Here is a 13,106-nt window from a genome sequence, read left to right on the forward strand (position 1 = left end):
GCGCGCAGTGCTGAGCATCGCCGTCGGCTACAGCCCCGAGTACCTCCTCCGCGAGGTCGCGACGGGCCGCGAGAACTACTACACCGGCGCGGTGGCGGAGGGCGAGCCTCCCGGCCGCTGGTGGGGCCGTGGCGCCGAGCAGCTCGGGCTGCGGGGCCTCGTCGACGCCCAGGACATGACCGGTCTCTACGAGCGCTTCCTCGATCCGCGCGACGAGAACTTCCGCGACAAAGATCGCTGGGACGAGGTGTTCACCCTCGGCCACACTGGCCGGCGCTATCACTCCGAGGACGAGCTGTACGCCGCAGCGCTTCAGCGCGAGCCGAACGCCGGGCCTGAACGCCGCGCTGAACTCCGTGTGGAGGCGGGTAAGTCCGCGCGGCGGAATGTGGCCTTCCTCGACGTCACGTTCAGCGTTCAGAAGTCGGTCTCCCTGCTCCATACAGCGTTCGAGGCTGAACAGGTCAAGGCCTGCACGGCGGGTGACACGGAGTCCGCCGCGGCGTGGGACCGCTACCGGCAGGCCGTCGAGGATGCGATCTGGGCGGGCAACAACGCCGGGCTCGCCTACCTCTCTGATAAGGCCGGCTACTCCCGCATCGGTCACCACGGCGGTGCCGCAGGTCGCTACGTCGACGCGCACGGCTGGGTCGTGGCCTCCTTCTTCCAACACGACTCGCGGGATCACGACCCGCAGCTGCACATCCACAACGCCGTGCTCAACCGCGTCGAGTCGCCGGACGGTGCGTGGCGGACGATCGACTCGCGGGGCATGCACAAGTGGCGTGCCGCCGCGGCGGCCGTCGCGGAGCGGACCACGGAGGAACGACTCAGTCACGCCCTGGGGGTCGAGATCGCGACCCGGCCCGACGGGAAGTCGCGGGAGGTCCGAGGAGTCGCACCCGAAGCGATGGACCTGATCTCCTCCCGCCGCCGCGCGGTGACGGCGAAGGCGGCCGATCTGATCGCGGACTTCGAGACCCGGTTCGGCCGGACGCCCAACGGACTCGAGCGCGACCGGCTGTCCCGGCAGGCCACCCTCGCGACGCGACGGTTGAAGTCCCACGAGGGCCTGACCCGGGCCCAGGTGCTCGATCGCGTCGACGCGCAGGTGCGCTCCGAGGTCGCCGACGGACTGGCCGGCGTCGCGCGGTCGGCCCTCGACGCACACCGGTCGACGGCAGCGGCCCAGGTCTGGTCTCCACAGGCGGTGATCGAGACTGCGCTGGCGGACGTCCAGGCACGCAAGGCCGGCTGGACACGCTCCGATCTGATCCGCGCGATCAACGCCGCCCTGCCCGACTACCTCGGCACACCCGTCGGATCCGATGTCGCGCGCCTGCTCGACGACCTGGCCGGGGAGGCCTTGCGCTACGCGGTTCCGCTCGACGCCGATCGCCCGGGTGCGGAGGCACTCCCCGCCGAGCTCCGCCTCGAGAACGGTGAGTCGGCCTACCAGGCACCCGGTGGCCGCCTGTACGCGACACCGGACCAGCTGAAGACCGAGCGGATTCTCGTCGCGGCGACAGCCGACCGCGACGGAGTCGCGATGACGGGGGCCGCTGCGCAGCGCTTCCTGGACGGTCTCCGTGCGTCCGGGATCGAGCTGGGCGTCGACCAGACCGCCGCGGTCAAGGGAGTCCTGACGTCCGGTGCCCGCGTGGAGACGCTCGTCGGACCGGCCGGCACAGGCAAGTCGTTCGTGGTCGGCGCGGTGGCGCGAGCCTGGAGCGATCCCGAGCTGCACGGTGACCCGGGGGAGCGGCGGGTGTTCGGGCTGGCCACGTCCCAGGTGGCCACCGACGTTCTCGCGGGCGAAGGGCTGACCACACGCAACGTCGCTCGCTGGCTCGCCACGCAGGAGCGCCTCGACACCGCCGCCGCCGACGCGGATCGGAGCTGGCGGCTGCGCACCGGCGATCTGGTGGTCGTGGACGAGTCCGCGATGACCGACACCCCCGCCCTGGCGGCGATCCACGGTCACGTCGAGGCCGCCGGCGCGAAGCTGCTGCTCGTCGGCGATCACAAGCAGCTCGCCGCGGTCGGGGCCGGCGGCGGCATGGACCTGATCTCCGGCAGCGGTGCCCGCTACGAGCTCGCCGACGCCCGGCGATTCACCCAGCCCTGGGAACGTGCCGCGTCCCTCCGGCTGCGCAGCGGGGATGAGGCCGTCCTGCGCGACTACCACCGCAACGGCCGGCTGCTCGACGCCGGAACCGTCGACGAGGCCGAGCTTGCCGCGTCGCAGGCCTGGCTGGCCGACACCCTCGCGGGGAAACGCTCGCTGCTGCTCGTCGACACCAACGACCAGGCCGCCCGGCTGTCGGCCTCGCTTCGCACCGAGCTCGTCCGGCTCGGCCGTGTCGCTGAACAGGGCGTGCCACTCGCTCTGCAGGGGACGTACGCGGGTGTCGGCGACGTCGTCGAAGCCCGGAAGAACGGCTGGGATCTGGCCGGCATCGAGGGCAATCGGCGAGGTCCGATCAACCGTGAGACGTACACCGTCACGGCCGTCAGCGCCGACGGTGGGCTCGAGATCGCCGCAGGTGACGAGCGCATCGTGCTACCCCCGGTGTACGTCGCTGAACACCTGGCCCTGGCCTACGCGTCGACCGTTCACTCGGCCCAGGGGCGGACGGTGGACACCAGCCACACGGTCGTCACACCTCGTACGGCGCCCGCTGCGCTGTACGTCGGGATGTCCCGCGGGCGCGACTCGAACCTCGCACATGTCGCCACCGAGGCCGTCGTTGCCGACCCCGCCGACGGCCGTCAGGACCACACGGTCCGCCGCGACCCTGTGGCCGCCGTGGCTCTCGTGCTGGACCCGGACGACCGGACCGGTACCCACTCCGCGCTCGCGATCGCCACCCGGTCGACCAACGAGGCCGAGAACGTCCGCACTCCAGCCGAGCTCCTCGCCGACGCGGCGCAGCTCGCCGCGACCCAGCGCACCGCGACCTGGCTCGACGAGCTCACCCTCGACGGCACGCTGAGCGTGCGCCACCGCACCCGGATCGCCGCGGAGGACGGTGCAGCGTCCCTGACCCGGGCCCTGCGGAGCGCCGAGCTCGCCGGCCTGGACGCCCGCCAGGTCCTCGCCGGCGCGGTCGCCGATCGTTCGCTCGACACCGCCCGCAATGCCACCAACGTCATCTACAGCCGGATCACCGATCGCCATCGCTTCGACCCGCTCGGCGACACCTGGTCCGACTGGACGCCGAAGGTCGACGATCCCGGGTGGCAGGCCTACCTCGACCACCTCGCCCAGGCGGCCGACGACCGGGCCGCGGAGCTGGGTGAGGCCGCGGCCGCCGAGCCGCCGAGATGGGCGGTCGACGCGTTCGGTGCGCCTCCGGCCGAGATGACCGGGCGGGACGCCTGGGTCGCCGAGGTCGGGTCCGTCGCCGCCTACCGCGAGCTCCGCGGCCACACCGGCGACACCGATGCCCTGGGGCCAGCACCGACTCCTGGGCAGGTCGAGGCGTTCGCCGCCTACCGCTCGGCCTGGCGCGCCCTCGGACGCCCGAAGATCGACCGCGAAGAGATCGAGATGTCCGACGGACAGCTGCGCATGCGGGTCCGTGCGGCACAGCGTGAGGAGGTCTGGGCGCCAAGGTACGTCGCCAACGAGCTCGCCGGAACACATCAGGCCGCCGACTCCTACCGCAGGACGGCCGCCCTCCGCGCCGCCGAAGCCGACGCCACCGATGTCGAGGACGACCGCCACCGGCTCCGCCAGGAGAGCAGCGACTCGTCCGCGCTCGCCGAAACCCTCGACCATCGGGCGGCTCAGCTCCAGGAGGTCGACGACGCCCGAGCCCACTGGTTCGCCCACACCGCCGCCACCCGGGGCGCTGGCGAGCGAGCCGAAGCCGAACTCGCTCTGCGACATGCCGACACCGAGCCCGAGCGCGCGGTCACCGCTGAGGAATGGCTGGCGGCACACCGGGCCGACCAGGCAGTGGAGGACAGGTATCGCGAGATCACCGAGGAGTACGAGCTCGAGCCACCGGCGAGGCAGCGGACCGAGCCCGAGCTCGACCTCCGCGAGCAGGAACGGTCAACCGACCGGTCCGAGGACGCAGTTCGCGTTCCGACTGCGGACGAGACGGCGGATGCCGTCGCCCGCGCGCATCAGGCCCTTGTCGAGATGGAAGCGCGCCAGGTCGACGACGACTACCGGGTCGCGCACGACGCCTGGATGCAGCAGCCCGCGGACGAGCTCGACCTCAGCGACGACGACGCCTTGGAGCGCTCATGAACACCTCACGACGAACCGAGCGACGGCGCGGATCCCCTTCCTCGCCAGGCCCAACGAAGCGTCGCGCACACCGCCGGCAGGTAGCCCGGTCGCGCCACCAGCCACTCCGGCGGCGCGCCCCGCGCGGCCAGAGTCTCCGCCGCGAGGTACTCGGCCTCGATCAGCTCTTCCTGCGCCAGACGGGACGTTCTCGTGATCGGCGCGTGAGCCAGCCGACGGCGCCCACCGGGCGCGTCGATCACTGCCCGGGCCAGCCAGCGGCAGGTGATCGCCACACCGCCCGCCTCGAAGTCGCTGACACCGCGAGCCCCCTGATCCTCGGACCGCTGCTCGGCCGCTGCCCAGAGCACACCGAACTCCCGCCGTGGCACCCGCAGGTTCCTCGGTGGGACACGCTCGATATCGCGCTCGGTGACGCGCATTCCAGCAGAATCGCACGGCCGACCGGCGCCGCGGCCTTTCCCGTGCAGGGGAGCGGGCATGACGTCCACTGAGCTGATGCGCATCGCGCTGTCCCACGCGGCCCGCGGTTGGCGGGTGTTCCCTTTGCGTACGAACGACAAGCGTCCGGCAATCCGGGACTGGGAGACCCGCGCGAGCACCGACCCTGCCCGGATCCGTCGTGCGTGGGCGCGTGGTCCGTTCGGGATCGGAGTCGCCTGCGGCCCGTCGGGGCTGGTGGTGATCGATCTGGACACCCCGAAGCCCGACGCCGCGCGTCCCGCCGCGTGGGACCAACCCGGGATCCGTGACGGAGCCGATGTCCTTGCGGCGCTGGCCGAACAGCACTGCGCCGAGGTTCCGCTGGAGACGTACTCGGTGCAGACCGCGAGCGGGGGAGAGCACCTCTACTTCACCGCCCCCGACGGAGCTCAGATCCGGAACTCGGCCGGCAGGCTCGGCTGGCTGATCGACGTCCGCGCCGCTGGGGGTTACGTCGTCGCCGCGGGCTCGGTCGTCCGTAGCCGTCGCTACCGAGCCGCGGACGCCCCGGTCGCGGACCTCCCCCAGTGGATCGGTGACCTGCTCACCGAGACCACATCCGCCCCGCGAGCGGACTTCACTCCGCTGCTCGACGTGGTCGGCCGCCGCTCCGCCTACGTCGCCGCCGCGCTGCGCGGTGAGCTGGACAACGTCCTGGCCGCCCGACCGGGCAGTGGTCACCGCAACGACACCCTCAACCGTGCCGCCTTCGCCCTCGGCCAGCTCGTCGGCGCCAGTCTCCTGCCGGAGGGTCTGGCTACTGCTGCCCTGGCCGAGGCTTCCGCCGCGATCGGTCTGCCGGCGCATGAGGCGCACGCGACGATCCGCTCCGGGCTTACCGCGGGCGCCCGGATCCCGCGCTGCACGAGCCTGGAGGACCGGGCGTGACCCGCCGGACCAGCCGCGATATCCTCAGCGGCCTCGACGCCGAACGCCATCTCGCGGTCCTCCACGGCGATCACCTGCCGGCTCCGGCAGCGGGCTGGGAGTCCGACCCGACCCCGCTGACCCCGCGCCGGCTGGTGCCGCCGTTCCCGGTGGATGCATTGCCATCGTGGGTGGGGGACATGGTGCTCGCGGTCGCGGAGTTCACCCAGACCCCGCTCGACCTCGCCGGCTGCCTCGCCCTCGCGGCCCTGTCTACGGCGGCGGGCGGGAAGGCAGAGGTCGAGATTCGGCCGGGCTGGCGGGAGCCGTGCAACCTTTACACGGTGGTCGCGATGCCGCCGGGTTCGCGCAAGAGTGCCGTGTTCGCCGCGATGACCGCTCCGCTGCTGGAGGCCGAGCGCCAGTTGGTGGAGCAGGCCCGTCCGCGGATGGTGGAAGCGGACCTGGCGCGGAAGATCGCCGGCAAGGAGGCCGAGCGCCGCACAATCGATGCCGCGAACATGCGCGATCCTGCCGCCCGTGCAGAGGCGCTGGCTGCCGCGGCCGATGCCACGATGGAGGCGGAGAAGCCGGTCCGAGCGCTGCCGAGGTTGGTCGCCGACGACGTGACCACCGAGGCCGCCGCGTCGTTGCTGGCCGAGCAGCATGGGAGGCTGGCGATCCTCTCGGCCGAGGGCGGGATCTTCTCCACCCTCGCCGGCCGCTACTCCGGCGGTGTCCCGTCCCTCGAGGTCTTCCTCAAAGGTCACGCCGGGGATCTATTGCGAGTGGACCGCAAGGGTCGCCCCGCCGAGCACGTCTCTTCCCCTGCCCTCACACTCGGTTTGGCGCTTCAGCCAGAGGTACTGACTGATATCGCTCGCATGCCGGGCTTCCGCGGCCGCGGCCTGCTCGCCAGGATCTTGTACTCGCTGCCGGAGAACACCGTCGGCCGCCGCCAGGTCGGCGCACCCGCGGTGCCGGCGCCGACCGACCGCACCTACGCCAGTCGGCTGTCCCGGCTGGTTCTTCTTCTGGCTGATCATGAACAACCTCAACGGCTCCGGCTATCCCACGACGCCGATCGTCAGGTGCTCGACCTGGAGCGCCATCTCGAGCCGCGCTTGGCGCCGCACGCTGATCTGGCGCACATGACGGACTGGGCGTCGAAGCTCAACGGCGCGATAGCTCGGCTGGCCGGCCTGCTGTTCCTCGCCGATATCCTGCCGACCGGCTGGGGCGAGCCGGTCCCGGCTCGTCACGTTGAGGCTGCAGCCCGGTTGGGGCACTACTTCCTCGGTCAGGCCCTGGCTGTCTTCGACCAGATGGGCGCCGACCCCGTCGTCGACGACGCGCGCGCCGTCCTCGACTGGATCAGCCGCGGCGAGCGCACGCTGTTCACCCGACGCGACGCGTTCTCCGGTCTATCGCGAGCCCGCTTCCGCAAGGTGGCCGACCTCGACCCCGCACTGCAACTTCTCCACGACCATGCCTTCATCCGCCTTGGCATCCCGGCGGCACCGACCGGGGGCCGCCCGGCATCGCCCGCCTGGGAGGTCCATCCCCGTGCCGCAGAAGCCGCACAAACCGCAGAAGTCCCGCCCTGAGAACCGGCCCCGAGTAGCCCTGAGCCGACTGGCTGAGCCGGCAGGCTGAGCCGGCTGGCCCTGGGGCCCTGGGGACCTTGTGCGGCTTCCGCGGCTTGTGCGGCACCCCTCCTCGGCAACGACGCGCGCTGACAGCCCGCGTCGTCGCGGAACCCCGGCAAGGCGTGCCGCTCAAGATCGGTACACCTGACCCTGACCTCGGGGTGAACAACGACCTGGACATAGGCGGTTCCGCCGTACGCTACGCCGCCGAGCGGCTGCCGGCCTCTCTGGATCGCCTCTCCGACTCTCTCATGGAGGTCGAGACGTACTTGACCTCGATCACGTCGGGTCTCTGAGGATCTGCTCCGGGCTGAGGGTCGAGCAGAGCAGCACGGTCGGCAACTGCGGAAGCCCGACGTGCCCGTCTCGATTCGGTGGGACCTACGCTTCCGGTGAGCGGAACGCCTCGATAGGCCGTCGAACGTCCGCCGCCCATACTCTATGCGAGTCAGCCGTATCGCGCGTGATCCGAGGCCGCGGCCGAATTGCTGTGCTGGACTTGCCCGACCGACTATCTGATCGGGCGCCGCGCGCGGGCCAGGTATTTAGCAGGAGGTCATATGCGCGGCCCGACCCGCTGGCGGGCTGTGCAGAGTTGCGACCGCACGGAACGCTTGGATGCATGTCCCAGTCAGAGCACGAGGCTGCAAGGGAGATGGTCGTCATAGATGTCTCAAGAACTGCTAGCCATCCTCTGGTTCAGCTGGGCCGTAGCGGACATGGAGTGCAGAATCCGGTCGACGGCATGCCGCACAGACGGCCTGGTTCAGTTCGCCGCACCGTGACCACGGATATGGTTAGGCCCGACGGCCTTGGTGGGAAGCTCGTCCTGTCCGGCAACGCACGGGACCTGCTGACCAGGACCGTCGGCGGAACTCCTGAGGTCGTCGCTACCGCGGCCACCCGGCTCGAGGTGGACTACATGGACGGCTGGGGCATTCGATCCCTGACGTCCGAGCCCTCTCGCGACGCGCTGAAGCAGCTTGTCGGGACGGCAGCGGGCTCTGGTTTCCGGCGCAGGATGATCGATGTCGATCCCGGCCTCCTGGATGAGGTGAGCCTGCTCCACCAACTCCTCGACGACGTGCCGGTGGCCACATTGGTCAGCGGCCAGGCGTACATGGCCGGTCTCGTTGTGACCGATGGTGTCGATGCGAAGTTCGGGAGTAGGCGTTTCCGCTCGGGTCGCGCATCGTTCGGTCGTGACATGTGCGCTGGTTACATCGATGGTGGCACGGTGATGACCGGAATCGACCTGTACGGGGCCTCGCCGCTCGTCGACGTGCCGGTGGCCGGCCGCCTGGCGACCGACGACATGTGGGCATGGCACGAACTGCCGGAACTGCCACGTCACGCGATGAGGCGGGCGCGTCGGATCGACGTGGTTCCTGTCGATTCCTGTAGCACCACCGTTGACGTCTACTTTCGCGACTCGTCGGTCACACACGAAGGCATCGAGACAGTTGTACACGAATACGAGGTCTCCATGGACGTCGAGGACGGCGAGGTCACCTCGATCGCCGCTACGCCACGGGTTCTGCCATGGATCGAGTGCCCTGCCGCGGCCGCCAGCGCAGGTCGACTGCTTGGCGTGCCGCTCGAGGGACTTCGCGCACATATCCGATCAGCGTTCACCGGCGTCGGAACGTGTACTCATCTTTCGGACACACTCCGCTCGCTCGGGGACATCCCCGAACTGATCTCGAAAGCGCTCGCCGCGCCTGCGGCGTGACCCTTTCGTGCCCGGTCGACCGATGTGCGGACCGATTGTGGTCACAGGGCCGTCCGTGCAAACCACTCCGAATCCGAGGCCGATCCGCACGACACGGCTTCGTGTTGCCTGCATCTCACTCGCCGGAATCTTCCGATGGGCGGAATCCGAGCAAGTGGGCCGCCCGAGTTTGATGAAACCCTGTCCTCGGGTGGCCTCTGGGCAGCCGGTAGTGGGGCGCACCTCGTGGCCAAGCTCGTGCTTGACGGTGAGGTCGTCCGGCTCGACGGCGCCTTCGTATGGCACCGCGATAGGAGATCGGTATGCGCAGATCCTTGTACGAGGCAGACCACGACGACTTCCGCGTGGCTTTCCGGGCCTTCCTGGTGAAGGAGGTCGTCCCGTACCGGGAGGAGTGGGAGCGAGCCGGCCGGGTGCCGCGGGAGGTATTCACGAAGGCCGGGGCGTCGGGTTTCCTGGGGATGGACGTCCCCGAGGAGTTCGGCGGGGGCGGAGTACCGGACTTCCGGTTCCAGGCAGTCGTGTCCGAGGAGGTCATGGCTCAAGGCGTCTCGGCCGCCGGGCTGGGCATGACCCTCCACAACGACATCTGCGTGCCCTACCTCCTCGCGTACTGCACCGACGAGCAGAAGAAGCGCTGGCTGCCCGGGATCACCTCCGGGGAGAAGATCGCCGCCATCGCCATGACCGAGCCGGGCACGGGCTCGGATCTGGCCTCGATCACGACCACTGCGCGTCGCGAAGCCGACCACTACGTCGTCGACGGGGCGAAAACGTTCATCACCAACGGGCTCAACGCAGACCTGGTGATCACCGTCGTCAAGACGGACCCGACGCAACGGCACAAGGGCATCTCGCTGCTGATGCTGGAGCGGGGGATGGACGGCTTCGAGCGAGGCCGCAAGCTCGACAAGATCGGCCAGCACGCGCAGGACACCGCCGAGCTGTCATTCTCGGGAGTGCGGGTGCCCGCGGACAATCTGCTCGGGCCGAACGAGGGAGAGGGCTTCGCACAGCTGGTCACGAACCTGCCCCGGGAGCGGCTCTCCATCGCTGTGGCGGGGGTGGCCGCGGCGCGGGCTGCCTTGTCCTGGACGCTGGAGTACGTGCGAGAGCGCACCGCGTTCGGTACGCCGATCGGCTCGTTCCAGAACAGTCGGTTCGCCCTCGCGGAGCTGGAGACCGAGATCGACATCGTCGAGCACTACGTCGACGACTGTGTCCGCGCGCTGAACGTCGACGAGCTGACGGCGGTCGACGCAGCGAAGGCGAAGTACTGGGCAACGGAGCTGCAGGGACGGGCCGTCGATCGGTGTCTGCAGCTCTTCGGCGGATACGGATACGTGAGCGAGTATCCGATCGCCCGCGCCTTCTGCGACGCTCGCGTCACCCGGATCTACGGCGGTACCACCGAGATCATGAAAGAGGTCATCGGGCGTTCGCTGGGCGTCTGAGGCACATGTGGGCCGGGCCGAGCAACTCCGCGTCATTCGGCCCGGCCCGGCGTGCTCAGACGGCAGGGGTCCAGAGCGTGGTGAGGAGCTCCCGGAAGTTCGTGGGGAACGAGGGGATGTCGTCCGAGGAGGCTGGGGCGTTCGCCTTGGTCAGGACCCCGACCGGGTAGGCGCCGGTGAAGACGGGCCCCTTCTTGTCCAGTGCTCTCAGCGCGGCGTCGACGGTGAACCAGCCGTCGAGCTCCGCGGACACCGTGACCCACCAGCCCGGGTTCTTGCTCGACTTCAGCGCGGCCATCGCCTGGACGTCCGGGGTGGTCCCGAAGACGGTCACGCCGTCGATGCCGGCCTGGTCGAGTGCCGACTGCAGGCCGTTCACCAGGTTGGCGAATGCGGCATACACGTACTTGATCGACGGGTCGACCTGGAGAGCCGACACCGCCTTGCTCGTCGCCGCGGGAGATCCGATGTCGGCGAACTGAATCTCGCTGTAGCTCGACTTGCACTGCGGGCAGAGTTGCTTCAGGACCGACTGGAACTTGTCGGTGGTGGGCTTGAGGGTCTGCACCGGCGCGCTCAGGACCAGGACGTTCGCGTTACAGCCAGAGGCCTTCAGAGCGAGGTAGGCGTTCCGTTCGCCGGCCGCCTCCTGGGTGTCGGGACCCTGGCTGGCTGCCGCATAGCCGGGGAAGGTGGACGGGGCCTCGGTGACGCCGCTGAGAGAGAGAACGACACCTGCCGCCTGTGCGGACGCAATGGGCTGCTGCATCGCTGCCGGGGGGACGCCCGCGATCGCGACCACGGTCGGACGCTCGGCGATAGCCTGTTCCAATTTGGCATTGGCATCGGTGACCGTGCCGTCGTAGGCGATGGTCTGGTGGGTCCAACCGATGGCCGCGGCCGCCTTCGCCTGCTCGTTCGCGCTGACCATCATGGACGGTACGGATCCACTCGCCACTGTGATGATCCTTCCTCCTGGTGTCGGTGGCTTCGACAGCGGGGTGAAGGAAGTGGGCAGGGCAGTGGGCTCGTCGGGGTGCGACGTGAAGTAGGTGTCGACGGCCTTCGTGCACTCCGCTGTCGCAGCAGGATCCGGATCGGAGGCGTTGCTACTTGCGCCCCCCGACCCACACCCGGCAATCCCCAGCGTCACCGAGGCCACCACGGCGAGCCATACGGATGGACGGCGAAAGGTCGTCGATGATCTTTGTGTCATCGTCTCTCCTCGATCGATCATGATTGGTGGACTGCACCGGGACTCGGCAAGTCGCAGAGATGATGTCTTTCGCCGGCCGGGATGTCGTCGACGGACTTCCGCCTGCCGGGAATCGCTCGGAACGAGCTCACCGACGGGTCGTCCTCTCCCGCTGCGCGGAAACGAGTGCACGACAACGGATGGTCCGACGGCCATCATGAACGCTCCTGAGGAGCGCACATCCTCAGCACACGGCCAGGTCACGCCGGTCTTCAGGAGGAGTGTCTGTGAGCAATGCCGCCATCGGTGCCCGACAGTCGGTCGATCCGGACCCGTCCGCACCTCCGGGGAGCCCCACGGGTCCGTCGAGGGGGCGCCGCTCGTCATGGCGGCTCGCCCGCGGCTTCGGCGTCGATCGTTTCTCGGGTCTGTACGTCGCGATCCTCCTGATTGTCGTGTTCTCCCTGCTTGACCCCGTGCGGTTCGGCACCCTGAACAACTTCCGGATCATCGCCGCGAGCCAGGCCATTACGGGCATCCTGGTCCTGGGGCTGATCATATCGTTGCTCTCCGGCGTCTTCGACATCTCGATAGCCGCGAACATGACATTGGCCATCAGCTTCGTGGGGTGGCTGCAGGCGAGCGGGCTGAACGCGGGCCTGGCTGTCCTAATCACGCTGTGCGTCGGTGCGGCCGTCGGCGCCACCAACGCGGCGATCATCCTGTTTCTGAAGGTCGATCCGGTCATCGCCACCCTGGGCACGTCGTCGATCCTGGCTGCGCTGACCTATTGGATCGCGCAGGGAAACACCATCGTCGACGGGATCTCCCCAACCTTCGCCGAGTTCGGTCGCTACCGCATCCTCACCATCCCGGCGCCGGTGTTCTATTTCCTGGGCATCGCCCTGATTCTCTGGTACGTGCTGGAGCACACGCCTGCAGGTCGCTACATGTACGCCATCGGATCGAACGCGGAGGCCGCCCGGCTGAGCGGTCTCAAGGTGCGCCGTTTGCAGTGGATCGCCCTGATCTCGTCAGGTGTGCTCGGTGCCTTCGCCGGTGTCGTGCTGACCATGCAACTCGGCGCCGCGTCCTACGGGGCCGGGGCACCGTATCTATTGACCGCGTTCGCGGTTGCGTTCCTGGGGTCGACGCAGGTACGGCCGGGCCGTTTCAACGTCGGTGGCACCATCGTGGCCCTCTACCTTCTCGCCATCGGTGTGAAGGGGCTCGAACTGCAGTATCCCTCACTGCCGTGGATCAAGGACCTCTTCGTCGGTGCGGCGTTGATCGTCGCAGTGGCGATCGGCGCTCGCGCGGCGCTGCGTCGGGCGAACCCGGCAGCGGGCCGACGGAGCCGTCGTCGGGCGGCGTCGGGCGACGACGGTGCTTCTGCCGTGGCGGAGCAGCCGCTCGTCGAGCCGAAGCCCTGACGACGGCTCCGGACCCGGACCGGAGCCAA

General features: G+C 69.4%; 8 protein-coding genes. 6 read left to right on the forward strand and 2 right to left on the reverse strand.

Annotation, left to right across the window (positions count from 1 at the left end):
- The first annotated feature begins 7 nt into the window (after positions 1–7).
- Positions 8–4,264, forward strand: a complete 4,257-nt coding sequence (gene mobF, locus ABD324_RS21770; protein ID WP_344420075.1) for a MobF family relaxase — start codon at positions 8–10, stop codon at positions 4,262–4,264.
- Between the two features lie 5 nt (positions 4,265–4,269).
- On the opposite strand, the gene ABD324_RS21775 is transcribed toward mobF, so the two are convergent.
- Positions 4,270–4,686 (reverse strand): hypothetical protein, encoded by a 417-nt coding sequence (locus ABD324_RS21775; RefSeq protein ID WP_344420077.1) that lies wholly within the window; start codon positions 4,684–4,686, stop codon positions 4,270–4,272.
- Positions 4,687–4,744: 58 nt separating this feature from the next.
- On the opposite strand from ABD324_RS21775, the gene ABD324_RS21780 reads away from it, so the two are divergent.
- The 4 genes from ABD324_RS21780 (at position 4,745) to ABD324_RS21795 (ending at position 10,449) form a co-directional block, all read left to right on the forward strand.
- On the forward strand, positions 4,745–5,635 hold the full coding sequence (locus ABD324_RS21780; protein ID WP_344420079.1) for a bifunctional DNA primase/polymerase: 891 nt from the start codon (positions 4,745–4,747) through the stop codon (positions 5,633–5,635).
- Positions 5,632–7,221: a YfjI family protein gene (locus tag ABD324_RS21785; protein WP_344420081.1), complete on the forward strand. Its 1,590-nt coding sequence runs from the start codon at positions 5,632–5,634 to the stop codon at positions 7,219–7,221. The genes ABD324_RS21780 and ABD324_RS21785 overlap by 4 nt, the downstream gene beginning before the upstream one ends.
- 766 nt (positions 7,222–7,987) lie before the next feature.
- Complete coding sequence (locus ABD324_RS21790; RefSeq protein ID WP_344420083.1) at positions 7,988–8,995, forward strand: DUF2889 domain-containing protein; 1,008 nt, start codon at positions 7,988–7,990, stop codon at positions 8,993–8,995.
- A gap of 302 nt (positions 8,996–9,297) precedes the next feature.
- Positions 9,298–10,449 carry an acyl-CoA dehydrogenase family protein gene (locus tag ABD324_RS21795; RefSeq protein WP_344420085.1) on the forward strand — a complete coding sequence of 384 codons (1,152 nt, stop codon included), beginning with the start codon at positions 9,298–9,300 and terminating at the stop codon, positions 10,447–10,449.
- 55 nt (positions 10,450–10,504) lie between these two features.
- Here the strand turns inward: ABD324_RS21795 and ABD324_RS21800 are convergent, their stop codons facing one another.
- Complete coding sequence (locus tag ABD324_RS21800) at positions 10,505–11,602, reverse strand: sugar ABC transporter substrate-binding protein (RefSeq protein ID WP_344420087.1); 1,098 nt, start codon at positions 11,600–11,602, stop codon at positions 10,505–10,507.
- A 329-nt stretch (positions 11,603–11,931) separates the two neighbouring features.
- Here ABD324_RS21800 and ABD324_RS21805 point away from each other — a divergent pair, with 329 nt between their 5' ends.
- Entirely contained in the window at positions 11,932–13,077 is a 1,146-nt protein-coding gene (locus ABD324_RS21805; protein ID WP_344420089.1) for an ABC transporter permease, read from the forward strand.
- The last annotated feature ends 29 nt before the right edge of the window (positions 13,078–13,106 follow it).

It is taken from the genome of Pseudonocardia ailaonensis (assembly GCF_039531635.1).
Classification (GTDB): Bacteria; Actinomycetota; Actinomycetes; order Mycobacteriales; family Pseudonocardiaceae; genus Pseudonocardia; species Pseudonocardia ailaonensis.